This window comes from Pseudomonas sp. WS 5410, from assembly GCF_012985645.1.
Taxonomy (GTDB): Bacteria; Pseudomonadota; Gammaproteobacteria; order Pseudomonadales; family Pseudomonadaceae; genus Aquipseudomonas; species Aquipseudomonas shahriarae.
In genome coordinates this window covers 163142-188682 of the sequence record NZ_JAAQWS010000005.1, presented here as the reverse complement: position 1 = coordinate 188682, position 25541 = coordinate 163142, and the positions used below count along the sequence as shown (strand labels likewise).

34 protein-coding genes and 1 tRNA gene are annotated in these 25541 nt (G+C 59.1%); 21 read left to right on the top strand and 14 right to left on the bottom strand.

Annotated features, from left to right (window positions below; translation table 11 throughout):
- Positions 1-25 precede the first annotated feature (25 nt).
- Positions 26-748, bottom strand: a complete 723-nt coding sequence (locus tag HBO24_RS10000) for a 1-acylglycerol-3-phosphate O-acyltransferase (protein WP_057439577.1) — start codon at positions 746-748, stop codon at positions 26-28.
- Between the two features lie 316 nt (positions 749-1064).
- Positions 1065-1754, bottom strand: coding sequence for a crotonase/enoyl-CoA hydratase family protein (locus tag HBO24_RS09995; RefSeq protein ID WP_057960362.1), 690 nt, complete (start codon positions 1752-1754; stop codon positions 1065-1067).
- Positions 1755-2087: 333 nt separating this feature from the next.
- Here HBO24_RS09995 and HBO24_RS09990 point away from each other — a divergent pair.
- Positions 2088-2177 (top strand) — tRNA-Ser (locus tag HBO24_RS09990).
- 131 nt (positions 2178-2308) lie between these two features.
- Here the strand turns inward: HBO24_RS09990 and HBO24_RS09985 are convergent.
- Positions 2309-2491, bottom strand: a complete 183-nt coding sequence (locus tag HBO24_RS09985) for a hypothetical protein (protein ID WP_170059638.1) — start codon at positions 2489-2491, stop codon at positions 2309-2311.
- A gap of 242 nt (positions 2492-2733) precedes the next feature.
- Here HBO24_RS09985 and HBO24_RS09980 point away from each other — a divergent pair, with 242 nt between their 5' ends.
- Positions 2734-3033 carry a hypothetical protein gene (locus tag HBO24_RS09980; RefSeq protein WP_170059637.1) on the top strand — a complete coding sequence of 100 codons (300 nt, stop codon included), beginning with the start codon at positions 2734-2736 and terminating at the stop codon, positions 3031-3033.
- Between the two features lie 100 nt (positions 3034-3133).
- Here the strand turns inward: HBO24_RS09980 and HBO24_RS09975 are convergent, their stop codons facing one another.
- The 8 genes from HBO24_RS09975 to HBO24_RS09940 form a co-directional block, all read right to left on the bottom strand.
- Positions 3134-4318, bottom strand: coding sequence for a DUF3596 domain-containing protein (locus HBO24_RS09975; RefSeq protein WP_170059636.1), 1185 nt, complete (start codon positions 4316-4318; stop codon positions 3134-3136).
- Positions 4319-4587: 269 nt separating this feature from the next.
- Positions 4588-4836 (bottom strand): hypothetical protein, encoded by a 249-nt coding sequence (locus HBO24_RS09970; protein ID WP_170059635.1) that lies wholly within the window; start codon positions 4834-4836, stop codon positions 4588-4590.
- A 66-nt stretch (positions 4837-4902) separates the two neighbouring features.
- Positions 4903-5196: a hypothetical protein gene (locus tag HBO24_RS09965; RefSeq protein WP_169867016.1), complete on the bottom strand. Its 294-nt coding sequence runs from the start codon at positions 5194-5196 to the stop codon at positions 4903-4905.
- A gap of 15 nt (positions 5197-5211) precedes the next feature.
- The gene (locus tag HBO24_RS09960) at positions 5212-8010 is read right to left on the bottom strand and encodes a toprim domain-containing protein (RefSeq protein ID WP_170059634.1); all 2799 of its coding nucleotides are present in this window, start codon (positions 8008-8010) and stop codon (positions 5212-5214) included.
- Positions 8011-8013: 3 nt separating this feature from the next.
- Positions 8014-8247 carry a hypothetical protein gene (locus tag HBO24_RS09955; protein WP_170059633.1) on the bottom strand — a complete coding sequence of 78 codons (234 nt, stop codon included), beginning with the start codon at positions 8245-8247 and terminating at the stop codon, positions 8014-8016.
- A gap of 75 nt (positions 8248-8322) precedes the next feature.
- Positions 8323-8688 carry a hypothetical protein gene (locus HBO24_RS09950; RefSeq protein ID WP_170059632.1) on the bottom strand — a complete coding sequence of 122 codons (366 nt, stop codon included), beginning with the start codon at positions 8686-8688 and terminating at the stop codon, positions 8323-8325.
- Entirely contained in the window at positions 8685-9164 is a 480-nt protein-coding gene (locus HBO24_RS09945; RefSeq protein ID WP_262152985.1) for a YmfL family putative regulatory protein, read from the bottom strand. The genes HBO24_RS09950 and HBO24_RS09945 overlap by 4 nt, the downstream gene beginning before the upstream one ends.
- Before the next feature lie 29 nt (positions 9165-9193).
- Complete coding sequence (locus HBO24_RS09940) at positions 9194-9394, bottom strand: DNA-binding protein (RefSeq protein ID WP_038448017.1); 201 nt, start codon at positions 9392-9394, stop codon at positions 9194-9196.
- A gap of 92 nt (positions 9395-9486) precedes the next feature.
- Here HBO24_RS09940 and HBO24_RS29510 point away from each other — a divergent pair, with 92 nt between their 5' ends.
- Together HBO24_RS29510 and HBO24_RS09935 are read left to right on the top strand one after the other, a co-directional pair.
- Positions 9487-9834: a helix-turn-helix transcriptional regulator gene (locus HBO24_RS29510; RefSeq protein WP_262153000.1), complete on the top strand. Its 348-nt coding sequence runs from the start codon at positions 9487-9489 to the stop codon at positions 9832-9834.
- Between the two features lie 101 nt (positions 9835-9935).
- On the top strand, positions 9936-10112 hold the full coding sequence (locus HBO24_RS09935) for a hypothetical protein (protein WP_170059630.1): 177 nt from the start codon (positions 9936-9938) through the stop codon (positions 10110-10112).
- Positions 10113-10173: 61 nt separating this feature from the next.
- Here the strand turns inward: HBO24_RS09935 and HBO24_RS09930 are convergent, their stop codons facing one another.
- The 3 genes from HBO24_RS09930 to HBO24_RS09920 all read right to left on the bottom strand — a co-directional run bounded on the left by HBO24_RS09930 (position 10174) and on the right by HBO24_RS09920 (position 13329).
- Positions 10174-10422 carry an ogr/Delta-like zinc finger family protein gene (locus HBO24_RS09930; protein ID WP_080727692.1) on the bottom strand — a complete coding sequence of 83 codons (249 nt, stop codon included), beginning with the start codon at positions 10420-10422 and terminating at the stop codon, positions 10174-10176.
- 65 nt (positions 10423-10487) lie between these two features.
- Positions 10488-11339 (bottom strand): phage portal protein, encoded by an 852-nt coding sequence (locus tag HBO24_RS09925; RefSeq protein WP_262152986.1) that lies wholly within the window; start codon positions 11337-11339, stop codon positions 10488-10490.
- Complete coding sequence (locus tag HBO24_RS09920; RefSeq protein ID WP_170059629.1) at positions 11278-13329, bottom strand: terminase family protein; 2052 nt, start codon at positions 13327-13329, stop codon at positions 11278-11280. Before HBO24_RS09920 ends, HBO24_RS09925 begins: the two co-directional genes overlap by 62 nt.
- A 162-nt stretch (positions 13330-13491) precedes the next feature.
- Here HBO24_RS09920 and HBO24_RS09915 point away from each other — a divergent pair, with 162 nt between their 5' ends.
- From HBO24_RS09915 to HBO24_RS09835, 17 genes are all read left to right on the top strand, one after another.
- Positions 13492-14409, top strand: a complete 918-nt coding sequence (locus HBO24_RS09915; RefSeq protein ID WP_170059628.1) for a GPO family capsid scaffolding protein — start codon at positions 13492-13494, stop codon at positions 14407-14409.
- 1 nt (position 14410) lies between these two features.
- Complete coding sequence (locus HBO24_RS09910) at positions 14411-15433, top strand: phage major capsid protein, P2 family (RefSeq protein ID WP_169871837.1); 1023 nt, start codon at positions 14411-14413, stop codon at positions 15431-15433.
- Positions 15430-16158, top strand: a complete 729-nt coding sequence (gpM, locus tag HBO24_RS09905; RefSeq protein ID WP_170059627.1) for a phage terminase small subunit — start codon at positions 15430-15432, stop codon at positions 16156-16158. Before HBO24_RS09910 ends, gpM begins: the two co-directional genes overlap by 4 nt.
- A gap of 98 nt (positions 16159-16256) precedes the next feature.
- Positions 16257-16718 carry a head completion/stabilization protein gene (locus tag HBO24_RS09900; RefSeq protein WP_170059672.1) on the top strand — a complete coding sequence of 154 codons (462 nt, stop codon included), beginning with the start codon at positions 16257-16259 and terminating at the stop codon, positions 16716-16718.
- Positions 16715-17161: a phage tail protein gene (locus HBO24_RS09895; protein ID WP_170059626.1), complete on the top strand. Its 447-nt coding sequence runs from the start codon at positions 16715-16717 to the stop codon at positions 17159-17161. The genes HBO24_RS09900 and HBO24_RS09895 overlap by 4 nt, the downstream gene beginning before the upstream one ends.
- Positions 17151-17831 carry a phage virion morphogenesis protein gene (locus HBO24_RS09890; RefSeq protein ID WP_128593225.1) on the top strand — a complete coding sequence of 227 codons (681 nt, stop codon included), beginning with the start codon at positions 17151-17153 and terminating at the stop codon, positions 17829-17831. The genes HBO24_RS09895 and HBO24_RS09890 overlap by 11 nt, the downstream gene beginning before the upstream one ends.
- Before the next feature lie 11 nt (positions 17832-17842).
- A complete protein-coding gene (locus HBO24_RS09885; RefSeq protein ID WP_170059625.1) occupies positions 17843-18958 on the top strand; it encodes a DUF2586 domain-containing protein in 1116 nt (371 codons plus the stop codon).
- A gap of 6 nt (positions 18959-18964) precedes the next feature.
- Positions 18965-19414 (top strand): phage protein, encoded by a 450-nt coding sequence (locus HBO24_RS09880; protein WP_169871832.1) that lies wholly within the window; start codon positions 18965-18967, stop codon positions 19412-19414.
- Complete coding sequence (locus HBO24_RS09875; protein WP_170059624.1) at positions 19414-19626, top strand: TraR/DksA C4-type zinc finger protein; 213 nt, start codon at positions 19414-19416, stop codon at positions 19624-19626. The genes HBO24_RS09880 and HBO24_RS09875 overlap by 1 nt, the downstream gene beginning before the upstream one ends.
- Positions 19623-19829: a hypothetical protein gene (locus tag HBO24_RS09870; protein ID WP_128593228.1), complete on the top strand. Its 207-nt coding sequence runs from the start codon at positions 19623-19625 to the stop codon at positions 19827-19829. Before HBO24_RS09875 ends, HBO24_RS09870 begins: the two co-directional genes overlap by 4 nt.
- A complete protein-coding gene (locus HBO24_RS09865) occupies positions 19826-20359 on the top strand; it encodes a lysozyme (RefSeq protein WP_170059623.1) in 534 nt (177 codons plus the stop codon). Before HBO24_RS09870 ends, HBO24_RS09865 begins: the two co-directional genes overlap by 4 nt.
- Complete coding sequence (locus HBO24_RS09860; protein WP_170059622.1) at positions 20359-20814, top strand: lysis system i-spanin subunit Rz; 456 nt, start codon at positions 20359-20361, stop codon at positions 20812-20814. The genes HBO24_RS09865 and HBO24_RS09860 overlap by 1 nt, the downstream gene beginning before the upstream one ends.
- A gap of 33 nt (positions 20815-20847) precedes the next feature.
- Positions 20848-21135, top strand: a complete 288-nt coding sequence (locus tag HBO24_RS09855) for a putative phage tail assembly chaperone (RefSeq protein WP_170059621.1) — start codon at positions 20848-20850, stop codon at positions 21133-21135.
- A gap of 170 nt (positions 21136-21305) precedes the next feature.
- Positions 21306-23537, top strand: a complete 2232-nt coding sequence (locus tag HBO24_RS09850) for a phage tail tape measure protein (RefSeq protein WP_170059620.1) — start codon at positions 21306-21308, stop codon at positions 23535-23537.
- Positions 23534-23851 (top strand): DUF2590 family protein, encoded by a 318-nt coding sequence (locus tag HBO24_RS09845; RefSeq protein ID WP_169870746.1) that lies wholly within the window; start codon positions 23534-23536, stop codon positions 23849-23851. Before HBO24_RS09850 ends, HBO24_RS09845 begins: the two co-directional genes overlap by 4 nt.
- Entirely contained in the window at positions 23848-25020 is a 1173-nt protein-coding gene (locus tag HBO24_RS09840) for a baseplate J/gp47 family protein (RefSeq protein ID WP_170059619.1), read from the top strand. Before HBO24_RS09845 ends, HBO24_RS09840 begins: the two co-directional genes overlap by 4 nt.
- Positions 25017-25541 carry a phage tail protein gene (locus HBO24_RS09835; RefSeq protein WP_038442366.1) on the top strand — a complete coding sequence of 175 codons (525 nt, stop codon included), beginning with the start codon at positions 25017-25019 and terminating at the stop codon, positions 25539-25541. Before HBO24_RS09840 ends, HBO24_RS09835 begins: the two co-directional genes overlap by 4 nt.

Here is a 25541-nt window from a genome sequence, read left to right as displayed (position 1 = left end):
CCACCTTGTAGGAGCCGGCTGGCCTTCAGGGTTGTTGCAGTGCTTGATCCATGGCTTCAATACACTCGACCATCTGCCCCCGGCATTTCTCCATCAACTCGGGCATGTCATCCATCGTCAATCCTGCTGTAGGAATTGGCGCTAATGACCGGATCAAAATATCGCCACTGTTCCAGCGATTGAGCTTCATATGGGTCACATAGGTACTGACGCACACCGGCACAATCGGCACCCCGGCGGCAATCGCCATCTGGAACGCGCCCTTCTTGAACGGCAACAACGATTCGCCCAGGTTGCGCGTGCCTTCCGGAAACACCCAGATCGAAGTTTCTTCGTGTTGCAGGGTATGGGTGGTGGTCAACATCGAGCGCCGAGCCTTCTGCGCATTGCCCCGGTCAATCAGCACATTGCCCGCCAGCCAGAACAACTGGCCGAACAGCGGCACCCACTTCAGGCTTTTCTTACCGATGCATACGGTGCGATAGGGCACTACGTTGCCGAATACGAACAAATCATAGTTGGACTGGTGATTGGCAATAATCACGCAACTGTTCGGCTTGTCGCGCAGCGAGTCCACTTGTGCCTTGACCTGCAGGCGTAGGATCCACATGGCGGGCAGGGCATACAGGCGTGCGCACAGGCGACTGTTATCCGGGTTGAACGGCCGGCACACACCCAGCAATACTCCGAGCACACCGGCGATCAGAAAATGCAGGCCCATCAATAACATGCGTAAACAGTAAAGCATCGACACGGCCCATCGGGACAAAAGGTGGCGCAGTGTACGGACGTGCACTGTATTCGGCAATTACCCCAGTAGAGGTAGGAGATGGGCGATGTTTAAGGACATGTTTCAGCAGATGGAGACAGATGCCATCTAGAGCGGCTGCAAGGCGATTAACACTAGGCCGTAAGAAGAATCCCTGTGGCGAGCGGGCTTGCCCGCGTAGGGCTGCGAAGCAGCCCAAAACTTGCCTGTAGGATCTGACTGGATAATTGCGGTGGCTTTAAAGGGGGCTGCTCTGCAGCCCTACGCGGGCTTTGATTGAGGCCGGTGTGGGTGATTAGCCCAGATGTTCCTGGTCCTGGATGATCGCGTTATCCAGCAACTCCAGCAGGGCCTTCCGCACCTTCAGCTTGGTGTGCTTGTGGGCATTCATATTGATCTTCTTCAACTGCCGCGCCGCTTCCAGGGCCGCGGCTTGCAGCTCTTCGGGTGCCACCACCTTATCGAGGAAACCGGCGCTCAGGGCGTCCTGCGGGGTGAACATCTCGGCATTGATCACCGAACGATGAAACGCCGACTTGCGCAAGCGATCCCGCGCCAGTTCAATCCCGGCATGGTGCATGGTCATGCCGATCATCACTTCATTCAGGCCAATGCTAAAGGGCCCCTCGACACCAATCCGGTAATCGGCCGACAACAACAGGAACGCCCCCTTGGCCACCGCATGCCCGGGGCACGCCACAATCACCGGGAACGGGTGCGACAACAGCCGGCGCGCCAGGGTCGAACCCGACGTCACCAGGCTGACCGCCTCTTTAGGGCCAGCCGTCATCACTTTCAAATCATAACCACCCGACAGAATCCCCGGCGTACCGGTGATAATCACCACCGCACGATCCTTCTCGGCCTGGTCCAGCGCTTCATTAAACGCACTGACCACGGCAGGGGAAATGGCATTGACCTTACCGTTGCTCAAGGTCAGGGTCGCGATACCGTCTTCGAGGTGGTAGGCAATCAACTCACTCATGACGCGATTCCTTGTAATACGTTTAATAGAAGGGCAGGCCGCAGACGTTACCCAGCATGACCGCCCCGGTAAAGCGCCATGACTGACTGGCCAGTCAGACTTTCCCCAACCACCGGGCCTGCAGCAGCCTACGACAGCGCTCGCCAGCCCCTGCGCACGCCTGCCGACAAGCCTTGAAAATGGCACAATCGCCACCCTTCACCCCGCGCCGCAGAGAAGGGAGCCGAGATAACCGTCTAAGCGCATGAAAATTCTGAAAAAAACCTTTGCCATCGGAAAAGCTTTCGACTACATTAGCGCGCCTCGACAGACTGAATCAGTTTGACGAGATACGGTGAAGTGTCCGAGTGGCTTAAGGAGCACGCCTGGAAAGTGTGTATACAGGAAACTGTATCGAGAGTTCGAATCTCTCCTTCACCGCCACATTATGAAAACGCAAACCCCTGATTTTCCTAGAGAAAATCGGGGGTTTGTGGTTTTTGGTGTCTGAAAAATGGCCATATGGGACAGATCTGGGACAGATTGGTCGTTTTTCTATCTAGAAAAGAATCCCTTTATCTGCGGTGATGGCCGTTCTTGTCGAGCATCCGGCGCGGTAAAAAAATCCCATAGAATTTCTCAGGTTCAGATTCAGGCGTCGGTGGAAAGGGTATGGTGGCCAAGAGACGCACAGGCCGGTTGTGGTGAGCGTCCTGGGCAGTTTCGAAGTCAAAAGCCAACTGTTGGGTTACTTGCATATGTTTCTCCTAGCATGTTTTTTGGTTTGGTGCAATCGTATTGTACCATGCCGGAAAGTGCGATTAATTCGCAACGGCGGCGCGGCCTTGGAGTGCAAATAACGTGTGTAGTTAAATCTGGGGCAGACAGGGGCTGCTGGTTGAAAGTTGGGCCGCTATGGCGGTCGTGATCCCTACTTCTGGCGCACTAGCATGCTACCTTCAGGTTTAAGAGTTAACGCGATAAACACGAGGGGATAGCAATGGCGAGCATGGAAGAACTTTTTTTGCAGGAGCGCCTGACGGCGCTGCGCACCCAAGATCCACGCGCTGGGCAATTCACCGATGATCTGTTTGCCGCCCTGGACTTCAAAAAGATGGTGATGCGTGACCGAGACGTTGCGCGCGGCATGGTGTTTACCCTCTGTATGCCTCTGGCTAAGAGGCCAGCACAGGCCGGTAAACTGGAGGGTTGGCTCCGTCAGTTCGTTAAAGAAGGCTCGCTCAGCCAACTGCAGGCTGATGCGTTTTGGCAGCGGGCCAGAGAGCTGGTAAACGCTTAGGCATGAATAAAGCCGTTGGGGGTCCCTTGCAGGCCGAAGACAGCTGCTTTTTCTCGACTTTGAAGGCGTTTTACACCTTGATGCTGGGGGTAACCCGGGTTTACTGTGGAGATGTGGCCGGTGAGAGCTTCAGCGCCAACTGCAGCATCCCCACTACGTCAGGCCCGTCCTCGTTGATCCACGTTCCATAGTGCTGGCGGATCATGTTCCCGTTGGTATGTCCCATCTGTTCGGCGATCCAGTCGATCGAAGCTATCCCTGTCGTCAGCAACTGACTGGCGTACGTGTGCCGGCACTGACCAGGTCCACGATAGCGAACCCCGGCGGCGAGCAAATGAGCCTTAAAAAACCTGTCCCGAACCACGAAGTCACTGACGTGCGGTAGACCGCTTTTCGTATTCAGAAAGACGAAGTGCAGCTTATGTTGCCGCACGGTTTTGTTGTCACGCTCAACGATATCAACGGTTTCCGCCTTCTTTTTTCGATTCAATGCATCGATCTTCCGCAACGCATCCCACGCCGGGGCGAGCAGGCGAACTTTGCGCGTCGATCGCCGGGTTTTCGTCACTCGGTAAGCTCCGCGCACCTTAGACCGACGGAACATCACCGTGCCTTGCTTCAGGTCTACATCCTCCCAGGCCAAGGCGATGGTCTCGGAAACCCGGGGGCCAGCCCATATCATGAACTGAACCATCAATAGCTCTTGCGTGCGGTTGGTGTGGGTGTCCAGGATCTGTTTGATTTCCGCCCTGGTGAATGGGTCGGGTGCCTCGGGATCTGGCAGGCGCACCATTAAGCCCTCGGTCGGGTCGTGCGCCACTTTCATCCTGGTGCGATAGAGCCGGAACACCTGGCGTACGTTGCTGATGATGTCGCGTATGGTCTTGTTTTTGAGCGTTTTGGACAGGGTTACCTGTATCCATTCCTGCAGGTCCAGGTGGTCGATATTGTGGATCTGTACCTTTCCCCAGCGTGGCCGTACGTGAACCTCCGCCTTGTTGGCGTAGCCCCGATAGCTGGACGCCGCGACGCTGTTGGCTTTGATCTTTAGCCACAGGTCCAGGTAGTGGCCGAATGTGTTTTCCACCAGTTTGACCGAGTTGGGAAAGTGCCGTGCGTAGTCGAATGTGCCGGCCTGGATTTCGTACTCGATGATTTCGACCATGCGTTTAGCTTGGGCCACGTTGGCCGGTGTGTTGCCCCCCGGGATCGCTTCCCGGCATTTTTCCCCGTTGTATTGAAAATAAATTCTCACGGATTTCCCGCGAGCTTCGACCCCACTCATGTAAACCCCTAACGCTGTGCTCGTGTATCGACAGTCTGACGATCGGAAACAAAAAGGCCCGTTTCCGGGCCAAGTATCTGGTAGCGCATCTTCTGGTGGACGCGACTTACCGTTTCGGCTTGTGGTTACGTAAATGAGCATTCTGCAGCTGGCGTCGCCGGCTGCATTTCAGATGGTTGCCGTGGGCGCGCCACTTACCGCATTGGTCGCAAACGCTGGTGTAGTCAATGTTCCAGGGAAAGCGTCGTGATGACATGGCAGGGGGGCTGTTAGACATGGCGCGATTCTCCCCGGGTTGCGGGGTTGGCCAGCAGTTGAGCAATCATGGCTGCATCCGTTTCGCTCAGTTCGCCCAGGGTGCTGGCCATCTGGCTCAGGCTTTCGAGGCGGGTTCGTGATTCAGGGGATTTGTGTACCAAGTAGCCAATGACGGCCGCGCCAATAATCGCGGTGGCCACCAGGTGCCGCGCCGGTGTGGTAGCCTTCGTGCCGCTGCTGCTTTGGTTCTGTGCTTGCATGGTATAGCCCTCGGTGGTGGTTAGGTGTCGAGGAGCTGCAACTCCTCGGCACTGTTTCTTACAAGGTCAGTCCTTACGGGCCAGGTGAATCACCAGGTCGTCAAAATCTGGCTCATGTTCAACACATGACTGCCATTCCAATACCCTCAAAATCTGTTGTCTGCTGCAGTCGTCCACTAGGATTTCACGCTGGCCACCTGCTGCCCGGACTTCTAGGATCTCCAGCAAACCGTCCTCCCCATAAGCACCGGCCTGGATGACTGGCGCGCTTTGCCCTGTGAAGTCCAAACGGTCTTGCACTGACTGCAGCTTGCTTGTTTTGCCGTCGCCGGCACTGCCCATAAACACTTGGATTTGCATCGGTCTTGCTCTCCTTTACGCCTTGAATGTCCAGCACTTCACTGTCGTCGGCCGGGGTTGTGAACAGGGATTTCGGCTGTTGAACGCAGCACGTACAGCGCTGTGAACGGCCTTGTTGCTATCCAGAAATTTGCGGGAGCGTGATTCTTTGAGCAGGTCGCGCAACGTGGCCACGTCGGCCAATTTCTGTTTGTGTTCGGCGGCGCGCTCGCAGAACTCATTGAGGTTGATTGCGATCACCGCCGGATCGCTGCTGTGGTCAACCACCGGATCCTCACTCAAGGATTCGAGGTAGTCGTAAACCTCCCAAAACTCGGCCACGGCCGCATGGTCGGAGCTGATCGACGCCTGGCGCTCGATGGCCATCCGCACGATCTGGCGCTGGGTGGCAGCGACTTGGGGGTCACTCAATTTCAGTACCAGGCGAATGCCGTCCAGCAGCGAGAGCATTTGCGCGTGGTTTTTGCTGATGCGCTCCACGCGGATGTAGCCGCGCAGGTCATAGCCGCAACTGGTGCAATTGCCCTGGTCACTGGCATAGGCCGTGCTGCAGGCGAAGCAATGGGTGTGTAAACGGCGCAGCTTCGATTCGTGTTCGGGCATACGTTGGGCGAACAGCTCAAGCACCGCGGATTCCTTGCCCACGGCCCGCAATAGGAAGTGGCTGAGGGTGCCGCCGTCCAGGGCGTTGAGTTGATCAGCTGCAGCACGGCTTTCCGGTGTGACGGTTGGGCGCACAAAATGCAGCTTCACAATCCGCGTCATGATCGCTTCGTGGGCAACCACGGCCGCGTTCTGGCTGATAGCAATCGCTCCCCTGAATGGCGGCTCGTACGTCTCGTTGCCTGCCGTCTTGACGCCTTTCGTGGCCAGGGTGCCGCCGCCGAAGAAGTCTTTCAGCTCGTCCCATTCAAAGGTCTTAGCATGCGCTCGATCGTCGCCGTGGCGATCAGCTTCCAGGAATACCACCGGCATGCCGGAGACCTGGCCCATTAAGCGAGAACGCCCGGCCTTGGTAGATTTCATAGGGTCAAATCCTTCGTAGCCTTCGCGGCCGAGTAGTTTCCAGAGGAGGTTCAACAGGGTTGTTTTTCCGGCGCCGGCTTCACCAGTGGCTTCCAGGAATGGGAACGACTGGTAGCGAGCGCGGATCTGTTCGCAGAACAGCGAGCCGAAAAAGAACACCAGAGCGACGAATCCCTGGGCACCGAAGCAGGTCCACAGCAACTGCACCCACTTCTCGTCGAAGCCCTTTGCTTCGCGCTGCAGCTTGATGGGGACGCCTTTCTGCAGCGTCTTTAGGCGCAGCTTGCCGAACTCGAAATAGTCTTCGCTGTTGACCTTGTAGGTGGTGCCGTCCTTGATCGCGATATCGCCATAGACGTAGCAGGCGTATTCCTTGCTGTAGCCCACGTAGTCGATGGTCGAAACGGTTTTGATGCCGAACAGTTGATCTTTCATGAGCTTGTCGAGCTGCTGGCCACTGCCGGTAAACATGGCGCCCGCCGCCATGCCGAGCAGCCGCTTTTTGAATTCACTTGCGGCCGATAACTGGCCGCTGGTGAAGGTGTTTTTTACGCTTTCGGAGTCGTGGGGGAAGTCCACACGCATGTAGTACCAGGACTCGTCCGTTACCTCGTTACGCTGGAAGTACAGGGCTTGGGGATAACAGTTGGCAATCTCTACAACACTGCCCGACTGCTGCAGCGCCTTTTCGCGTTGTTGCGCCTGGTTGAGCAACTGGTCGTCGTGGTTCTCGCTGTCCTCGATGTCGGACATGGCTCGGTTGAACTTCTCCATGTCCAACTTGAACCAGTACAGACGGCTACCAAAGCCCAGGTGAAATTCACCTCGCTTGTTCCAGTCGTACATGAGCAACGCTTTTTCCGCTGCGCTCTCTGCCAGTAGCAAGGCTCCCTGGTGACGGGCTTGCTTGAGGTCGGTAGCGATCTGGTCGGCACGCTTGGTATCGTCCTGGATGAAGGTCCACCGCTGATGTAGGTCGTTCCAATCAGACTTGCGGCCGTCGCGTTGGGGGATTTGTGCAGACTCACAGACGAAACCTAGGGCTCGGGCTTCGCGCACCCAGCGCCGGGTGTATGCGTTGGCGCTGGGTTCGTTATCAAGCGCCCAAACCAGCTTGGGCAGCTTCAATCCCTCGCGGGCCTTAATCAGGGCCTTGAGCGAATCGCCAGGGAACGCATTGGAAGACATGGCCGAGACAGCTGCGATGTCGTTATGCACCAGGGCGATGGCGTCGAAGATCCCTTCGACAATCCAGATTTCCTTGGCCTCAAGAAGGTCTACGCAAGGCGGGCACCACCAGACGCCGCGATAACTGTCCTTGGATTTAAAGCGGGCTTTCATCTTGCCGAAGCGGTGGGGCTGATCAATCAGGCGTTCCCACCAGCCGCCTTTCTCCAGTGCGAAGCGCACAGTGGCGCTGCCGGCGTTGTGTTCAGCAGAGTAGAAGGTTTCCTGGGTGAACCAGCCTTGGATCAGCTCAAACCGAAAGCCCCGGGCGAACTCCAGGTAAGCGCGTGCCGTCGCGTTGGGGTGCTGGTCTGTTGCCGGCGCTCGCTTGCTCCAATCTTCAAACAGATCGTCGTACAGCTCTTTTACGTGCAGGGTGTGGCCACACTTCTCAGGGCGACCACAAATCACCATCCAGGGCGTATCAAACCGGGAATACAGCTCTTTCTTTTTGCACTTGGGGCAGGTGCCGCCGCGCATGTAGTCGGTGCCCACGCGGTGCTTGAGCCCGAAGTCAGATTGGAGGCGTTGCAGCACGTCGTGGCGAAGATCTTCTTTCATGGGTTACTTCACTGCTTTAAGGCTGTGGGACAGGGCTGCCATAAGGCGCTTTTGCGCAGCCATTACCGGGACGTGGGCGAGAATTTCGCCGTGGCGCTGGCCGTCTGCAACAAGGCGAAACTGGTCGGCGTACCAATGCTCGTTGAGGCTCAAGCGATACTGTTCGCGCAGGGCCGCCAATAACGCTTCGGCCTCTGCGGGGGGCAGTTGAGTGGTGACAATTACGGCGTTTGCCATCGTTAAACCTCGTTTTCGGGCGCAGCTCACCCATACCCACGGGATGTGGGACCGGCGATTGATTGGGGGCGGGTGTTACGGGTTCGTGGAGCGCAAACGCACGTTGTCAGGGGCGTTCAAGATGCGTTCGTAGATCAGGCTGACGGGTACGGACCAGCACAGTCCCTTGATCGGATCCTTGATCACCACAACGGTGTCACTGCTGTAATCCAGATCAAGGCGCTGGCGGAAGGCAATTTCCACCAACTCGATGTGGGCAAGCGAAGTCAATTTGATTGCAATCGATTCCGCCACGTCGAAGCTGCTCACCAGGTGATTGATGGTGCGGTTGTAAAGCGCAGACAGGTCGCCCAGGTGTTCAGCTTGATGGCGCTCAAGGAAGGCCAGTGCAGCGTTTTGCATGCATTCCTGATAGTCCAAGGTATTGGTCTGAGCGTTCATATGGTTTTCCCCGACTTGGCGCGGTAGAGGTCGATGGCGGCATAGACTTCGGCAGTCCGTGCAGCCAAGTGCAGGGTGTGAGCGTTCTGTATTGCCTGGGCTTCGGCCTCGGTGATCACGCCATCATCAAGCGCCTGAGCAATGATCTGATCGACCGTTCCCCGTTTTGCGGCACTCTGTATAGCTCGTGAGTACATCTCCACGTTATCCAGTTTCTCAGGGCTGGTGACAGGTACGAACATGCCGCCGTACATTGCCGCCACGTAGTTGGCCAAGTGCTGGGTGCCGGTAACTTGCTCCAGTTGGAAGATCTGGGCGTCTGTCAAAGGACGGCAGTTGTTGTTCTCATAGGCGTGGTTATCAAACTTTTTGAGTGGTAAACCGATTAGGGCGGCGGCGCATTCGCGGCCACCTTCAAAGGTGCAAATAATGGCACTGACAACTTCACGGCGTGTTTTTAGAACCTGGCTTTCCATCTTCTGCTGTTCCCTACGTGTGCTGACCATTACTGTGCAATTACGCCGTCTTTGATACCGAGTAACACGGCGGCGCGATGTGCCTCCCCCCGGCGACCTTTGATCCGACCGTTCAATAGGTCGCTGACTAAATTTTTGTTCAGTCCATGTTTTCGGCTGAACTCCGCGATGCTCACTCCCTTGTGATCAAGAGCGGCCCGGGCTTGCTCGGGTGTAACGGTGGCGGGCATCATGTCTACTCTGTTCGTTTGTGGTTGTTTCTGTTTGTCTGTGGCGATTCTTGGTCAAAAAATTGATCAGGTCAAGTGTGGTGAATAAAAAAATGCTCATAGCTGACGGAGTAGGTGGTCGCCTAAGGGAAGAGCGCGAGCGCTTAGGTTTGAATCAAACTGATTTTGGGACGTTGTTGGGGGTTAGCCGTGGAACTCAAAAAAATTATGAGTTAGGCGCCAATTCGCTGGACCTGCGCTACGTCTCTGCGTTGGTAGAACATAAGGTTGACGCGGGTTACGTGCTTTCTGGGCATCGATCTCCGCCGCCTGGCCAGGGGCTAGCTCCTGCAGAGGCGGATCTGGTCGAACAATTCAGGCGGCTACCGCCTGATGATCAAAAAACTGTGCGGCGTATCGTTAAGTCCATGGCTGCAGAGGCCGCTGACCCACTCGATTAACTTGTAACAAACTGCGTATCTCCAATGAAATCGCTGTGTCAGGGCAGGGATCACTGCCCAATACCGTCGATTCAGCAAATGCAAAAAACGGAGCAGTACGCATGTTGGATCGCAACAAATTGGAAAGTGGTTTTCGTGACTCGGCGGGATGTGAATGCCTGAAACTGACGGATTTAGAAATCCGGCTTATCAAGCTATACCGACAGATATCTGAAAAAGACCGTAAACAGGTTCAGCGCATTGCCGGCTATTTTGCTGAACCTTCTGACATCGAATAACCTTCCTGGCATAACACTGAAAGCATGCGCCGGCCTTCGCGGCTGGCGCTTTCTAATCGTCTTAAGCAACGCCAAGCTGATCGAACAGCTCCCGCTGTTTCGCCTTGGGCATATCCCTCAAACGATCGAACAACATTCTTTCGTATGACTGAGCGGAGGGGCTTAGCGTATGTGAGAACGTCAAGTTTGCTACCCAAGTGTGCCCGCACGTTGCATCGAGGCACTGGCAATACAGCTTCGCAAAATCCTGCGATAGCTCTTCTCTGGAAGCAATCCGGCCCTTGTTTCCGCATTTGCATACAACTCTCATTGTGTCCCTCCCCAGGGCAGCCAATAGCCACTATGTTGCCATAAATGTTAGTGGTAATCGCTGCTTTAGCCTTCTTGTGCAGTGTTACTGTCTGTTGAAATGGCTTTTTTCCAGCGAATACTCCTGTCTTTTCTCAGGGTGTCATTCAACTGATTGAACAACTGACAGATGGGCCGGATCTCGTTGCTGGTGTACACGCGATCGATCTTCTCAATGTCCCCAAACCCGCCGCTGTTTTCCGGGATGATTCCGGCCAGGGCAGGGTTCATACGCCACGCCGCGATCACGTCATTGCGCGTGATGTTCTTCACCTTCTCCAGTTCATCCTTGGCCTGGAAGTCCCCCACGGGGATGATCTGGATCGCGTTTTCCTTGCCATTGGGGATGTTGACGAACATCGAGCGGAAGTTGCCCACGCCCTTGCTGGCGCTGATCTGGGCGCGCAGGTTCTCTTCGTCTTCCTCGGTCAGGTCGGGGTCGTTGGTGTAGAAGATGTAGCCCGCGTGCGCGCCGTTGCTGTAGTAGCGCCGGCGGAACAGGGTTGCGGCTTCGTTGAGCAACAGCGCCTGCAGGCCGCCCAAGTAGTCGGGCACGCCGTAGATGTTCTGTTCCACGTCGTAGTCCAGGACGTGCTCGATTTCGTCCTGGTCGAAGTCCATGTACTTGTTGTCGGGTAGCAGCATCCTGAAACCGCCATCGACCTTCACCCGCATATTGATTGCCGGCAGGTGCTGCATCTCCAGGACATGGCCAAAGGCGTTGCTGTCGCGGTAGAAATACGCCTCCCCGAACACCATGTAATCCAGGCCCGCCCGACCCATGGTCTGCGTGCTACAGCCATCGGACGGGATGAATTCACGCAACAGCAAGTTGCGTTTGAACTTGGGGATTGCGCCGTGGTGTGCGTTGGCGCGCAACAGCTTGGCCAGGCCCGCCCGGGATACCGGCGGTTTGTAGATCTCGCCGTCGTCGCTGGGAAATACGCCCAGGTACTCGCCGATGTTGCCGGACAGGACTTGTTCCGGCTCTCCAAAGGTGAACGCCCGCATGGGTTGTGGCTGTCGTACCTGCTGGCTGACTTGGGGCTTTTTGTGTCGTGGCTTGGGCATGGTTTCCGCTCGTGACGTAGCGGCTACGGCGCCGCTTGTTGGTGTTCAGGGGTTCATTGGCCAGGGCGTGCATCACGGCCCAGGCGATATCGGCGTGGCCGGTAGCGTCGGTGCGCGAAGCGCTGTAGGTGACCTGGCCGCTGGTGGTAGTGCCGCGCTTGATGGTCAGGAACGCCTGGGCGATATCGGTCCAGCCGGCGTCCCACTCGATGCGACTGCCCTGGATCGTGTCCTGGGCCTTGAGGACCAAGGTGTTTTTGGTCTCCAGGCTGTAGTGGATCGGCGTGGCCTTCGCGTAGAAGTCGCGCACCAGGTCGAACACGCCATAGCCCACGCCGGTGATGTCGATCCCGATGTGTTGCACGTTGAAGCGCTCGGTAAGTTTCTTGACCTGGGCGGCCTGGTAGGTGAACGAATGCCCACGCCAGCTGTGCTTTTCCAGGATGCGGAATTTCGCCCCAGGTTCCAGTGGCGGGGCGACCACCACACAGGTGGCGTCGTCGCGGGTGCGGCTCGGATCGTAGCCAAGCCATACTGGGCTGTTGCCGAACGGCCGATCCAGTTCCGGGTCGTAGTCTTCCCACAACGACAGGTCGGAATAGCACCGCTCCAGATCCTTGAGACCGAACGCGCTTTGGCTGCTGTCTATGAACTTGCAGTAGAATAACTGCTGGAACTTGTCTTCGTCGTACTCCAGTTGCAGTTGCTCCAGGTCGAACAGATCGCAGCCGCCGGCGATGGCGTCGTCCAGGGTGATGGTCTTGCGCCATTGGCCATCGGGGCACAGCGCGCCCTGGGTGTAGGACGCCTCGGTAGGCCAGGTGCCGCCAGCTTTCTTGCCGCGTTTGCTGTTGCGGAATTCTTCACCAGACCAGAACGGGTACGCCTGGTGCGACACGGCGCTGGGCGTCGAAAAATAGGTTTTGCGCCATTTTTTGTGGGTGCCCATGGCGCTGGCCACGGTGCTGAGTTTGTCGAAGTCGCGGATCCAGAAGTATTCATCGACGTAGACGTGGCCGTGGTAGCCCTGGGCGGTGCTGCTGTTGGTACTGAGGAAGCGCAGTTCGGCGCCGTTGCTGAGTGTGATCGGGTTGCCGGTCAGCTCAATGTCAAACCACTGTTTAGCAAACTGGATGATGTAACTGCGGAAAATCTCCGACTGCGAGCGGCTGGCCGACAGGAACACCTGGTTGTCGCCAGTCAGCACGGCATCCATGAAGGCTTCGCCGGCGAAGTAGTAGGTGAGGCCCACCTGGCGGCTTTTCAGGATGTTGCGGATCCGGCACGTCAGCGGGTTTTGCTTGGCGGCGAACAGCTCCTGCTGATAGCGGTACATCTTGCTGATGAACTTATCCAGGAAATCGACTTCGGTCAGCCCGCTGATGTCGTTCTTGGCCTTCTTTTCGCGCTTCTTTCCGCTGCTCTCCCCACGGCCCGAACGTTCCCCACGCGCGCCCTGGCGGCGCTCTTGGGGCTCGCCGGCGGCTTCCCCGGCCGGTGCCGGCGCCGGTTTCACCGCTTGCTTCAACAGGCGTTCGCGAACGGTGGTCAGCCGGTCCAGTTCGTTTAGCTCGTCTTTGGTCAGGCTGCTGGCTTTGTCCAGGAGAAGGGTGATTCGCCGGCCGACGGCCGTCAGCGGTTCCTCGTCCGACAGCATGTCTTCCCACCCGCCCTGACGGATCCAGTAATAGACGATGCGGATGTTGGGCAGGTTTAGCTGCGCCTGAATTTCCTTGGCCTTACAGCGGCGTAGAAACAGGCGTTTGGCGGCTTCTTTAACTTCGGTCGAGTAGTACATGGGCCGCAGTCTATGCGGCGAAAACGCTAGAAACGCGGGGTTAAATTCCGTGATCCACCTGTATGTCGAATATAGGAGAAACGCGCAAACCAACCGTTTGTTTGAGACCCAGCAGCTCCCTATCGTGGCGGCTCATTCGACGATTGAGCGCAGTTATCGCCCATGCCCCGTTCCCTTGTTTCATTCTGGAAACGTGTCGCCACCAGCGGCATCACCGCCGATGGTCGCGAGATCCTTCCCCAGGAGCTGCGCGACATCGCTGAAACCTACAAACCTTCAAAATACACGGCCGTGATCTGGTGTGATCACAAACGTGCGGAAGGTTCTTTCGGCACTGTTTACGCGGTCCGCCTAGTTGAAGATGCCGATGACCTGGAGGAAGGGCAGATTGCCCTAGAGGCCCAGCTCAAGCCCAACGACCGCCTGCTGTACCTGAATGATCAGGGGCAGAAGCTGTTCACCAGCATTGAGATTTGGCCGAATTTCGCAGGTAGTGGCAAATCTTACCTTACCGGTCTTGCTGTCACCGACGAGCCGTCGAGCCTCGGCACTCAAGAGCTCTACTTCTCACGCCAAACCAACAAAGCTACGTATTACGCGGCGTCCGTTGAACTGGGCTCCTTTGAAACTGGGCCGCAGAGTGAGGTCGGTAAGTTGGTCGGCTTACTCACTGGTTTGTTCAAGCGCTTTTCCACGGATGCCGTGCCCTCCGAACCCACCACCCCAACCGAGAGCAAACCCCCAATGGATGAAGCTACCGCAACGGCCCTCAAAGCCCTGCTGGAGCAGCTGCTTGTCGTCGCTGCTGGCATTCAGGCTGTAATTGAGCCCGCCGCCGCAGACGCGCCAGAACCCGACCAGGCACCAATCGACGACGTAGCAGCAGCTGTCGACGATATTGTCACCACCGCCGAAGATGAACGCGAGTTCAGCAGAAAAGGTGGTGCCACCAACAAGGCATTGTTGGCGAGCATGGTCGCGCTGCAAAAGCAGTTCACCGCTCTGCAGAACAACTCCAATGGTCGCCAGTTGCCGCGCAATACCGGCCCAGTAGCCCCTGTTAAAAAGCGGGTGCTCTGACATGGCCCAGCCGTTAAGCGCCCGTGGCGCCAAACAATATGCCGAGCTGCAAGACGCGATGGCCGAAGCGTACGGCGTCGAGCGATCGAGCCGCATGTTCAGTGTGGACCCCACGATTGCTCAGGAACTGAACGACGCTATCACTGCGAAAGCTGACTTCCTGGAGCGAATCAACGTCACCCCAGTCAGCGAGATCAAGGGTGAAAAAGTCTTCATTGGTGTGAATGGCCCGGTCACTGGCCGCACCAACACCAAGACCACCGATCGCGAAGCCAAGGACGCTTCGGCGCTGGACAACACCCAATACGAACTGGCTGATACTCAGTCGGACGTGGGCCTTCCGTACGCCAAGATCGATGCCTGGGCGAAGTTTCCCGACTTCAAAGAGCGTTATTCCGCCGCAGTGCAGAAGCGCATCGCGCAGGACCGAATCGTTATCGGTTTCCATGGGACGCACGCAGCTACCCAGACCGACCTGGAGAAGTTTCCCAAGCTGCAGGACGTGAACAAAGGCTGGCTGCAGCAGCTGCGCGAGCAGGCCCCGCAGCAGGTTCTGAAAGAGGGAACCACCGCCGGTAAGGTCACGCTTGGCGCCGGTGGTGACTACGCCAACCTCGATGCCCTGGTGCATGACACCAAGCAAATGGTGGACGAGATCCTGCGCGAAGACGGCGACCTGGTTGCAATCATCGGTACCGATTTGCTTGCTGCTGACAAGGCCAAGTTGTACACCAAGCAGGGCGACACTCCGACCGAAAAGGAGCGTATCGAAAACGCCCAGGTCATCGCGACCTATGGTGGCCTGCCGGCATTCAGCGTTCCGAACTTCCCGGTTAACGCAGTGCTGGTCACCAGTTGGGACAACCTCTCGATCTACTACCAGGACACCAGCTGGCGTAAGCAGACGATCGAGAACCCGAAACGCTCCCGTGTCGAGGACTACAACAGCCGTAACGAAGGCTACGTGATCGAGCAACTGGAAAAGATCGCGTTCACTGAAAACGTCGAGCTGGTGGTCGCGTGAGCCTGGCCCTGGCGCACAAGCGCCGCACCCTGGCCTTGGGCAGCACTGCAGTAGCGGCGCTCGCCGCTGCTGCAAGCTTGGCCTACTCGCCGGCCGATGCCCTGAGCAGTCCCGCCAATGCGCGCAAGCACTTGCTGTTGCAGGAAGCGGCATTGGACCAGGATCTGGAGCGCCTAAGCGCGATGAAAGGAGCTTTGGCAGGACGCCAGTTGCTCAAGCGCGACGAGCTGCTGCCCAAGTACCAGGAATACGTCCAGCGCTACTGCGAATCGGGGCTGAACTTCCCCAATCGCGTTGCGGTGCAGGTGATGGTGTGGCTGTTCGATACCGCCCAGTTCGAAGACGCGCTGGAGCTGGCCGACTTCCTGATGGAGCAGGGCCAGAAGATGCCGGAGCGTTTCATGCGCCGCGACATCCAGACCTTTGTCGCTGATGCGGTAGCCGAGTGGGCCTATGACGAATACAACGCGGGCCGCAGCCCTGAGCCCTACCTATCCGACCTGTTGCCCCGCGTTGACGGCGAATGGGACCTGCCTGAGCAGATCCCGAGCAAGTACCACAAGTTGATTGGCATGCGCGCTATGGAGGCCGAGCAGTGGGAAACCGCGCTCAAGCATTTGGAGCGCTCCACCGAGCTTTACCCGAAAGCCGGCAATGACACCCGCATCAAAAAGGTCCGCAGGGCCTTGGAAAAACAAGCGGCCACTACCCCGGCCACCGAATAACCGACTACCCCCCCCAGCGGGGACCTGTGGAAGTGAGGCGCCCATTTATGGACCGTCCCACTAAAAACAGGCTCCCCGCCCTATTTGAGCGGCCAGCAATGAGCTTTTCCGGGAAACCCACCACCTTTGTGGAGCAGAAAATAGAGAACGACGGCTTTTGGCCCGACCTCTCTGTTACCGAGTTCCAGAAAGAACAACGCCTGCCGGCGGAGTACCTGGTAGAGCTGCTGGCCGACGCAATTTACACGGCCATGGTCGAGGTCAATTACGACCTTGTGCGGTGTAAAGAACGATGGAAAGGCGCAGGCGTGCGCAGTGTTGAGTCCGCGGACTCTACCGTGCTGCCGGAACGCACTTTCCAGATCAAACTGTACAAACGCGCCGTGTACTGCCGCGCAAAGGCGAGCGCATTAACGCAGTTCGCCACCGTTACACGCCGTGAAAGCGCCGAAAACACCGGCAAAGAAGCCCCGGAACGGGCGGAAACCTTTCTTGCTTTCAGCCAGCAGGCCGTTCGTGCGCTGCAGGGCCGTGGCCGCATCACGGCGGCTCTGCTGTGATCCAGCTCAAGGCATTGACTGCCTACCTGATGGCCCGCGACCTGGTGGCGCCTGAGCAGTTCGACAGCTGGACCGAACAGGTCAGCCTAGAACTGATCTGGAAGCCCGATCGCGAAGGCCTGCACATGTCCGATATGCGCTATCGCGCCGTGTTCGCCCTGGAGCGTTTCACCGACCACCCGGCCAGGCTGATGGCCCTGGTCGCCAGTTGGCTGGAAACCCACGACCCCGATCGGCACCGCCACGATCTGCCGGCGCCGCTGTTCGCTGTTGAGCCCCTGGACGCCGACACCTTCGACGTGGAGTTGTCCCTGGAATTCATCGAGCCGCAATACCTGGCCGAAGATCCCACCGGCGAGATCGAGGCGTTCGGCAAGACCTGGGCGTTTATCCCGTTCGATCTTTGGACCGCTGAACAGGGCGAGGTCGATCATGGCGCGTAGCACCCTGGAGCTGGACGCACGGGGCTATTTGGGCGTGCGCGAGCAACTGGCGCTGCTGAGTCTGCCGCCGCAGTTGCGCCGGCGCTTGCTCAACAACGTGACCAAGCGCGTGCGGACCATGAGCCGCAAGCGGGTTCGCGATCAGCAGAATCTGGACGGCTCGCCTTTCGAGGCCCGCAAGGGATCGAGCAAGGGCAAAAAGAAGATGGAAGCCGGCCTGGCCAAGCTGCTGCAGGTCACCCGTGTGAGTGCCGACGAGGCCGAACTGGGCTGGCGTAACGCGCTGACCCGGTGGGTAGCCGCCCAGCAACACAACGGCGTTTCAGAGCGGCGCACGGCCGCGCAGATGCGCCGCTGGAACAAGGTTCCACCAGGCACCGCCTGCACCGACAAGCAGGCCAAGCGTCTGCGCCGCCTGGGCTTTCGTACCCGGCAGAAGGGAAAAAAGAGCCTGACCCGCCCGTCAGTGGCGTGGATTCAAGAGCATGTGAATTACGCCCAGGCCGGCCTGTTGATCCGCATTTTGAACGACGAACGAACCGAATCTACCGGCGCGCAGAGCTGGGATATCACCTTGCCCAAGCGCCAGTTCCTCGGCGCGAGCAGCGAACGTGACACCAGCGTGCTGGTTAACCAGGTGCTGCAGCAAATCCTAAATTCACCCCGCTAACGAGGCACAGCATGGCACTTGGCAAAGTCAGCGTTAACAATCTCAATCTGGGCCAAGGCGCCGTGACTGAGATCGAGCGCTATTTTCTGTTCATCGGGGCCGGCCCGAAAAACACCGGCAAATTGCTCGCCCTCAACACCGACAGCGATCTGGACAACGAGCTGGGCATTCCGGCAAGCGATCTGAAAACCCAGATCACTGCAGCACGCTTGAACGGCGGCGATCGTTGGGCGTGCCTGGCGGCGCCGATCGGCACTGAAGGCGATTGGAAAACGGCACTGGATATCGCGCAGCAACAGGGTTTTTCCGTTGAAGCCGTGGTGATCACCAAGCCCGTGGCGAAGGGCGACGAACTGTCCGCCATGCACGATGCGGCCATTGGCGTGAGCAACGTCTACGGGCGCCGCGTCTTCTTCATGGCCGCGACTGCCGGCATCGCGGCGCAACTCACCTGGGCGCAGTACCTGGTCGAGCAAAAGGCAATCACTGCCGGCGTGGCCGCGCCGCGTGTGCTGGTGGTTCCGCAGCTCCACGGTAATGACCAGGGCGTGCTGGCCGGTCGCCTGGCGAATGCCGCTGTCAGCATTGCCGACAGCCCCATGCGTGTGGCCACCGGTGCGGTACTGGGCTTGGGTCCGGTGCCGATCGACAGCGAGGGCAAACCGCTGCCGTCTGCCATCCGCGCCGAGCTGGACAAAGCTCGCTTCTCGGTCTCGCAGACCTATCCCGACTACCAGGGCGTGTACTGGGGCGACGGCAACATGTTGGACACCCCGGCCAGCGACTACCAGGTGATCGAATATTTGCGCCTGGCCGACAAGGCGGCGCGCCTGGTGCGTCCGCTGTTGATCCGCCGCGTGGCCGATCGGCGCCTGAACAACACGGCCAACAGCATGGCGGTGAACGTCAACGCGCTGATGGCGCCCCTGCGCCAGATGGCCAAGTCGGTCAAGTTCGCCGGCCAGGTGTTCCCGGGCGAGATCGAATCGCCAAAAGACGGCGACATCGTGCTGGTCTGGAAAAGCAAAACCGCCGTCGAGGCGTTTATCAAGCTCAAGCCCCACAACTGCCCGAAAGACCTGACGGCGAACATCGCCCTGGACCTTTCCACCGACGATTCGGAGTAACCCCCCATGTCACGTATTGGCGGCAAGAACTTTGACGTGAACCTGGGCGACCTCCTGGTCCACGTCGAAAGCTGCACCCTGGATATCACCGACAACAGCAAGACCGCGCAGACCCGTGGCGTGCCTGACGGCTACGTCGATGGCGATGTGTCGGCCGCTGGCGAGCTTGAATTGGACTCGATCAACTTCGGCTTGCTGATCGACGCGGCCCGTACTGCCGGCAGTTTTCGCAAGCTGGGCGCGTTCGACTCGGTGTTTTTTGCCAAGGCCGGCGACGACGAACTGCGCATCGAAGCGTTCGGCTGCAAGTTGAAGGTTTCCAGCCTGTTGAGCATTGATCCGAAGGGCGGCGAGAAGACCAAGCACAAGGTGCCGTTTGAGGTCACCAGCCCGGACTTTATCCGCATCAACGGCGTGCCGTACCTGGATGCCACTGAAATCGAGGGCTTGAGCTGATGGGTGATTGGCTCGACCACGCCAAGGTGATCGAGGAGCTGGAGCGCGAGCGGTGCATTCAGGCCCAGCTCGCCCGCCCGCGCCCCTCGGGGCCGAGCCGTAGCCACTGTCTGGACTGTGACGACGAGATTCCTGCTTCGCGCCAGGCGCTCGGAGGCAAGACCCGTTGCGTCCCTTGCCAGTCTTTTTTCGAAAAAGGAGTTCAGCGATGAGTGCAAATCAGGCCGCCCAGGACACTGCCATCGCCTTGGTCAAGGTCTCGCCTGCGATCGGCGTTGCAGCCACTGGCGTGACCGGGGCCGTCGACTGGTCGGCTGTGGCCTACATGCTGACTGCCCTGTACATGGTGTTGCAGATCCTGCTGCTGGTTCCGAAGTACCGCCAGATGTTGCGCGACTGGAAGGTGAAGCCATGAGTCTGCGCGGCAAGATCGCCGTCGGCGCCATTGTCCTGTGCAGCTCAACGCTGGGGGTGTTTCTGGGCACTTGGGAAGGCAACGGCCAGAACACCGTGTATGCGGACAAGCTGGCCCAGGACCTGCCGACTGTGTGCAAGGGCATCACCCGACACACCAGCCCTTACCCGGTTGTGGTCGGTGACTACTGGTCAGATGCCCGGTGCAATGAGGTGGAGCAGTTGGTGGTCAGCAAAGGCCAACTGCAGCTTGCCGACTGCATCACCAACCAGGACGTGGGCCAGGACACTTTCGATGCCCTGAGCAGCCATGGCCACAACTTCGGCACACCCAGCACCTGCGCCAGCCGCGCCGTGGGTCTGATCAATGCCGGCCGCATCGAGGACGGCTGTGAGGCCCTGGCCTGGGCGCCTGACGGCAAAACACCGGTCTGGGCATTCATCACCACCGCCCAGGGCAAAAAGGTGTTTGTCCCGGGCCTGCACGCGCGCCGCCTGGCCGAGGTCAAGCTATGCAAGGCGGGCTTGTGATGCTGCGCGAAGCCCTTTTCCCGATGGCGCTGTGCCTGGTGGCCTGGTTCGGTTTTAGCCTGTTGGAAGGCCAGCGCGACGACGCCCGCCGCGAGCGTGACAGTGCCTTGTCCGAAGTGGCCGGGCTGCGCGAAGCCGCACGGATCAGCGGCGAGATGCTGGCCGACCGTGACGCCATCGACCTTCAACGAACCCAGGAACTGAACCATGAACGCGCTGAAAACGATGCTTTGCGCCTTGATGTTGGCACTGGCCGTAAGCGGTTGCCAGTCAAGGCTACCTGTACCGCCCCAACCGCCGGCAAAACCGGCGCCGGCGGCCTGGCTGATGCAGGAGCCGCCGAACTCACTGCAGACGCTCGACAAGATTATTTCACCCTCAGAGATCAGCTCGCCCTTAGTCGGCAAATGATCCTGGGCCTGCAAGACCACGTGCGCCGGATCTGCCTGCGCTGAACCTTACTTTTACCCCTGAACGGAGCAACACCCATGAACGATAAACGCGAGATCACCCTGGAAGTAGGCGACAAGGAATTCACCTTTGAGCTGACTCCCCAGGACGTGACCAAGTACTTCAACGCGGTGACCCAAAACAACAAGGTCTCGCCGGCGAACAACCTGTTGGTGACCACCGTCAAGCAGGAAGAGCGCGCCACCCTCAAGGCCCAGTTGGGCAACCCGGTGTTGGTCATGCAATTGGCCGGTGCGCTCCTGGACGAGTACGGCCCGGACGTTGAAATCATCGTAAAAAAGCCCTCGACCACGCCGAACGACTGACCGAAAACGGCCTTGGCCAACTGGTAGCCCTGGCCAACCACTGGCTACCAGGTGCCGAACTCACCGCCGAGGTAATGGGCACGGCCCATTGGCTGGAAAACGAGCACTGGCGCCGGATGGAAATCGCCATCGCTAACGGCATCGCCTACGCACTGAACGGATAACCCTAGATGGCTGACCAAAGCGCCCGCCTGGCCTTTATTCTGAGCCTGACCGATAAGGTCACCGCGCCCCTGGGCAAGGTGAAAATGGGCTTTTCTGACCTGGCCGAACAGAGCGAAAAGAACATCAAGACCATGGGCTTTGGCCTGGCGGGTCTGCTGGGCGCGGGTGCGGCCATCAATCAGTCGTTGCAACCGGCCCTGGAGATGAATCGCGCCCTGGGCGAGGTTCGATCGTTGGGCGTGGCCGAAGATGCGTTGAGCGCGCTGAACCGCAAGTCGCTGGAGTTTTCGGTGGCCTACGGCGAGAACGCCAGGGACTTTGTGGCCTCGGCGTACAGCATCGACGGCGCAATGAAGGGGTTAACGGGCAGCCAGTTGGCGATGGTGACCAATGCCAGCAACGTGCTGGCCAAGGCCACTAAATCCGACGCGGACACCATGGGCCAGTACGTCGGCACCATGTACAGCCTGTTCAAAGGCCAGGCCGATACCATGGGCAAAAGCGAATGGGTTGAAACCCTGGCCGGCCAGACGGCGACGGCGGTAAAGCTGTTCCGTACCAGCGGCGCGCAGATTGGCGAGGCGTTCAAGGCCGCCGGCGGCCTGGCCAGCACTGCCGGCGTGAGCCTGGCGGAACAGATGGCAGTCCTGGGCACCCTGGGCAGCAGCATGGAAGGCGGCGAGGCGGGCGGTCTGTACAAGGCGTTTTTCGAGAACGTCAGCGGTGCCTCGGAAAAGCTCGGTATGTCCTTTGTGGACCAGCAGGGCAAGTTGCTGCCGATGATGGACATCCTGGACAAGCTCAAGGGCAAGTTCGGGGATCTGTCGATCGAGGCCAACGGCAAGAAGCTGCGCGATGCCTTCGGCGGCGAAGCGGCGCGCCTGATCACCAGCCTGATGGGCGACACCGGCCGGCTGAAAAACGGCATGGAACAGCTGGGCAACGTGCGCGGCCTGGAGAACGCCAAGAGCATGGCCAAGGACATGGTAGACCCGTGGCAGCAGTTCGCCGCTGCCGTGCAGGCGTTGCGCATTGCCTTCGGTCAATCGCTGATGCCGATCCTGGAGCCGCTTATGGCCAGGCTGACGGGCGTGGCCACCACCCTGACACGCTGGTCGCAACTGTTCCCCAATATCACCCGGGTGATCAGCATCGCCGTGTTGGTGGTGTTCGGCATCATCGCCGCGTTGTCGTTACTCACCCTGACCGTCGGAATGTCGAAGATGGTCTGGCTTGGCCTGGTCACGGTCTGGAAAGTCCTCACCATGGTGGGCCTGCGCAGCATCGCCATGTTCCTTTACCACACCGTGATGGCGGTCGCGTTTGTCGCCGGCCTGGTGCTGATGGTGGCGTGGATGGGCCTGGTCAAGGGCGCCATGCTGCTGTGGCAAGGGGCTATCTGGCTGGTCAACACCGCGTTGCTGGCCAACCCGGTGGCGTGGATCGTGATCGGCATCGTTGCCCTGGTCGCGGCCGTGGCGGCGGCGATCATCTATTGGGACCAATGGACCAGTGCGCTACTCAACAGCGAGGCGTTCCAGTGGGTCAGCGGGCAACTGACCGCGTTGTCTGACTGGTTTGGCTCTATGGGCGGCTGGGCGGGCATGGCCAGCGCGGCGTGGGACGGCATCGTCAACATCTTTAAACAGGCCATCAATGGCTTGATCGAGATGCTGAACAAGATCCCGGGCGTGCAGATCGACGCCGCGTTCGGGGATATGCCGGCACCGCCGCAAATGCCGGGTATCAGTGCGCCCCAGGTCGAGGCGCCGTTGCTGCCCCAGCTGGTGGGCGCCGCCCAGCAGCCAATCCAGGCGCCGCCCCTGGTGATGGCGGCCACGTCGAAAGTGCCGGCACAACCTGCGCCGATGCTCAATGCCCTGCAGCCCCAGGCACAAGCACCAGCCTTGGTCCTGGCCCCAGTGCCGAAAGGCCCGGCGCCGATCGCGCAGCCACTCGCCGCCCTGGAGCCGCCGCGTCAACCGCCGGCCCTGGTACTGGCGCCGCCACCTATGCAGCAGGCCGAGCAAAGCCAGCAGCGTATCAACGGCTCTGTGGCCAGCCTGTCACCGAGGCGGCCAGACGCTGTGCCCCGGGGCGGTCTGCTGGCAAGCATCCAGAACAACAACCAAACCCAGAACAAGGGCACCCATGTGGAGAACGTGAACATTCACACCGGCAAGCAGATGAACCCGCTGGAGCTGGAAGGCATGTTGGCCATGGCGGTGGGGGGATGAGCGAGTACATCGATCTGTTGATCATCGACAACGACCTGGCGCTGGACCCGTCCCGTCAGCCGCTGCTGATTGATGACCGGGCCAGCATCGCCCAGGACATTGCGCACATGATCCGCGAAAGCGGCCTGCTGGTAACGCTGGTGGCCGAGCGCAGCAAGTTGCGTCAGCGCGACTGCATCCAGCAACTGGAGCTGCTGGTGGAGGCCGATCAACGCCTGGTGCCCGGTACCGCCCTGATTAACCAGGTGCAAATCGGGCAGTACCTGGTCACGGCTAAAACCCTGAAATTTGGCGACATCGAGGTGACCCTGTGAGCGACGTTGATTTTAAACAGGCGCTGGCAGAGTCCGGTATTCCGGTAACCGAGGAAGGTTTGCGCAAAGCCTGGGAAAAGGAAGTCGCCGCCCAGGGGAGCAAGATGAGCAACACCAGCGCCTATTCACCGTTCTGGCGGGTGATCACGGCCCTGGTGACCAAGCCGGTCATGTGGCTAATCACTTTCGTCAGCGACACGGTGCTGCCTAACTTCTTTGTCAAAACCGCCGTCCGTAAGTGGCTGGACATGTTGGCCTGGGCGGTCAACGTGGAGCGCAAAGGCGCGACCAAGGCCAAAGGCGTGTTGCTGTTTACCCGCGACGTTGCCGGCGGCGCCCTGGAGCTGCCCGCCGGCATCCTGGTGCAGTCGGCCGCGATCAATGGCCATATCTACCAGTTGGTGACCACCCAGGCGGCGACCTTTGCTGATGGGCTGATGCAGCTGGAAGTGCCGGTGGAGGCCCAGGACGTGGGCAGCGGCTACAACCTGGCCCCTGGTTACTACGCCATCCTACCGGTGCCGATCGCCGGTATCGCCCAGGTGGTCAACGCTGACGGCTGGTTGATTGCACCAGGTGCAGATCCTGAGCCTGACGAGCAGCTGCGTTTACGGGTGCGCAACCAGTTTTCGGCGGTCAACCAGTGGCACACCGATGCGGTATACCGGGCGATGATCGCCGGCTTCCCGGGCGTGCGGCCCGACGGCGTGTACTTTCTGCACGGTGCCCCACGGGGCCCAGGCAGTGCCAATGCCTATGTGCTGTTCGACGCGGACGTGCCGGCGGCGACGTACCTGGAGCAAATCAACGCGCATATCCGCGACCAGGGCAACCATGGCCATGGTGACGATCTGCTGGTCATGGTGATGCCTGAGACCCAGCACGCGCTGAAGTTGACCCTGTGGCCACGTAGCCTGCTGACCGTCGAGCAGCGCACCAAGCTGCAGGCCGAAGTCGATCTATTCATCCGTGCAGCCTTTCGCGAGAGCGGCACCGGCGACTACCAACCGACGCTGACCTATCCACAGTCGCGGTTCTCCTTTAGCCGACTGGGCGAGGAACTCCACCAGCAGTTCGCCGGCATCGAGTCGTTGCGCTTCGATAACGCCGACATCGTGTCAGAGCTGACGATTCCCCGGATCAGCAGCCTGCAGGTGGTGTTCGCATGATCAAGCTCAATTTGCCGTTCTGGTTGGATGGCCCGCAACTGACCAAGCTCAAAGCCGCCAGCCAAAAGTGGTGGGAAACGGTCGAGGGCTGGTTGCAATGGCCGCTGCTGCAGATGGATGCCGATACCTGCCATTTGACCGTGCTCGATCTGCTGGCCTGGCAGCGGGATATCAGCCGCTTCAAGGACGAACCCGAAAGCCTGTACCGCCTGCGGGTCAAATTCGCCTTCATCAACGCGGTTGATGCCGGCAGCACGGCCGGGCTTAAACGCATCCTGCAGCGCCTCGGCGTGGGGTACGTCGAGATCGACGAGCGTATGCCCGATCGGGACTGGGACGTGGTGCTTCTGCGCCTTTCCGACTCCCAACTGTCGCAGAACCCCGAGCTGTTGCGGGTACTGATCCAGCAATACGGCCGCACCTGCCGGCGTTATGACTTCGTGACCATCACCCCCGTGTCACTGCGCATCGTCGCGGTGGACTTCAACGACGATCAGCAAACGCTGGTCGCCAGCCTGTAG

What these genes read in the sequence shown, in the direction of transcription:
- HBO24_RS09985 (WP_170059638.1), bottom strand. Translation starts at nt 2,491, where the DNA reads ATGCAAGTAACCCAACAGTTGGCTTTTGACTTCGAAACTGCCCAGGAC.
- HBO24_RS09865 (WP_170059623.1), top strand. Translation starts at nt 19,826, where the DNA reads ATGAGTCTGCGCGGCAAGATCGCCGTCGGCGCCATTGTCCTGTGCAGC.
- HBO24_RS09890 (WP_128593225.1), top strand. Translation starts at nt 17,151, where the DNA reads ATGGCGCGTAGCACCCTGGAGCTGGACGCACGGGGCTATTTGGGCGTG.
- HBO24_RS09995 (WP_057960362.1), bottom strand. Translation starts at nt 1,754, where the DNA reads ATGAGTGAGTTGATTGCCTACCACCTCGAAGACGGTATCGCGACCCTG.
- HBO24_RS09880 (WP_169871832.1), top strand. Translation starts at nt 18,965, where the DNA reads ATGTCACGTATTGGCGGCAAGAACTTTGACGTGAACCTGGGCGACCTC.
- HBO24_RS09935 (WP_170059630.1), top strand. Translation starts at nt 9,936, where the DNA reads ATGTTGGATCGCAACAAATTGGAAAGTGGTTTTCGTGACTCGGCGGGA.
- HBO24_RS09940 (WP_038448017.1), bottom strand. Translation starts at nt 9,394, where the DNA reads ATGCCCGCCACCGTTACACCCGAGCAAGCCCGGGCCGCTCTTGATCAC.
- HBO24_RS09875 (WP_170059624.1), top strand. Translation starts at nt 19,414, where the DNA reads ATGGGTGATTGGCTCGACCACGCCAAGGTGATCGAGGAGCTGGAGCGC.
- HBO24_RS09910 (WP_169871837.1), top strand. Translation starts at nt 14,411, where the DNA reads ATGGCCCAGCCGTTAAGCGCCCGTGGCGCCAAACAATATGCCGAGCTG.
- HBO24_RS09900 (WP_170059672.1), top strand. Translation starts at nt 16,257, where the DNA reads ATGAGCTTTTCCGGGAAACCCACCACCTTTGTGGAGCAGAAAATAGAG.
- HBO24_RS09915 (WP_170059628.1), top strand. Translation starts at nt 13,492, where the DNA reads ATGCCCCGTTCCCTTGTTTCATTCTGGAAACGTGTCGCCACCAGCGGC.
- HBO24_RS09965 (WP_169867016.1), bottom strand. Translation starts at nt 5,196, where the DNA reads ATGCAAATCCAAGTGTTTATGGGCAGTGCCGGCGACGGCAAAACAAGC.
- HBO24_RS09835 (WP_038442366.1), top strand. Translation starts at nt 25,017, where the DNA reads ATGATCAAGCTCAATTTGCCGTTCTGGTTGGATGGCCCGCAACTGACC.
- HBO24_RS09945 (WP_262152985.1), bottom strand. Translation starts at nt 9,164, where the DNA reads ATGGAAAGCCAGGTTCTAAAAACACGCCGTGAAGTTGTCAGTGCCATT.
- HBO24_RS09970 (WP_170059635.1), bottom strand. Translation starts at nt 4,836, where the DNA reads ATGCAAGCACAGAACCAAAGCAGCAGCGGCACGAAGGCTACCACACCG.
- HBO24_RS09930 (WP_080727692.1), bottom strand. Translation starts at nt 10,422, where the DNA reads ATGAGAGTTGTATGCAAATGCGGAAACAAGGGCCGGATTGCTTCCAGA.
- HBO24_RS09860 (WP_170059622.1), top strand. Translation starts at nt 20,359, where the DNA reads ATGCTGCGCGAAGCCCTTTTCCCGATGGCGCTGTGCCTGGTGGCCTGG.
- HBO24_RS09980 (WP_170059637.1), top strand. Translation starts at nt 2,734, where the DNA reads ATGGCGAGCATGGAAGAACTTTTTTTGCAGGAGCGCCTGACGGCGCTG.
- HBO24_RS09920 (WP_170059629.1), bottom strand. Translation starts at nt 13,329, where the DNA reads ATGTACTACTCGACCGAAGTTAAAGAAGCCGCCAAACGCCTGTTTCTA.
- HBO24_RS09955 (WP_170059633.1), bottom strand. Translation starts at nt 8,247, where the DNA reads ATGGCAAACGCCGTAATTGTCACCACTCAACTGCCCCCCGCAGAGGCC.
- HBO24_RS29510 (WP_262153000.1), top strand. Translation starts at nt 9,487, where the DNA reads ATGCTCATAGCTGACGGAGTAGGTGGTCGCCTAAGGGAAGAGCGCGAG.
- HBO24_RS09850 (WP_170059620.1), top strand. Translation starts at nt 21,306, where the DNA reads ATGGCTGACCAAAGCGCCCGCCTGGCCTTTATTCTGAGCCTGACCGAT.
- HBO24_RS09855 (WP_170059621.1), top strand. Translation starts at nt 20,848, where the DNA reads ATGAACGATAAACGCGAGATCACCCTGGAAGTAGGCGACAAGGAATTC.
- HBO24_RS09885 (WP_170059625.1), top strand. Translation starts at nt 17,843, where the DNA reads ATGGCACTTGGCAAAGTCAGCGTTAACAATCTCAATCTGGGCCAAGGC.
- HBO24_RS09975 (WP_170059636.1), bottom strand. Translation starts at nt 4,318, where the DNA reads ATGAGTGGGGTCGAAGCTCGCGGGAAATCCGTGAGAATTTATTTTCAA.
- HBO24_RS09845 (WP_169870746.1), top strand. Translation starts at nt 23,534, where the DNA reads ATGAGCGAGTACATCGATCTGTTGATCATCGACAACGACCTGGCGCTG.
- HBO24_RS10000 (WP_057439577.1), bottom strand. Translation starts at nt 748, where the DNA reads ATGCTTTACTGTTTACGCATGTTATTGATGGGCCTGCATTTTCTGATC.
- HBO24_RS09870 (WP_128593228.1), top strand. Translation starts at nt 19,623, where the DNA reads ATGAGTGCAAATCAGGCCGCCCAGGACACTGCCATCGCCTTGGTCAAG.
- HBO24_RS09950 (WP_170059632.1), bottom strand. Translation starts at nt 8,688, where the DNA reads ATGAACGCTCAGACCAATACCTTGGACTATCAGGAATGCATGCAAAAC.
- HBO24_RS09960 (WP_170059634.1), bottom strand. Translation starts at nt 8,010, where the DNA reads ATGAAAGAAGATCTTCGCCACGACGTGCTGCAACGCCTCCAATCTGAC.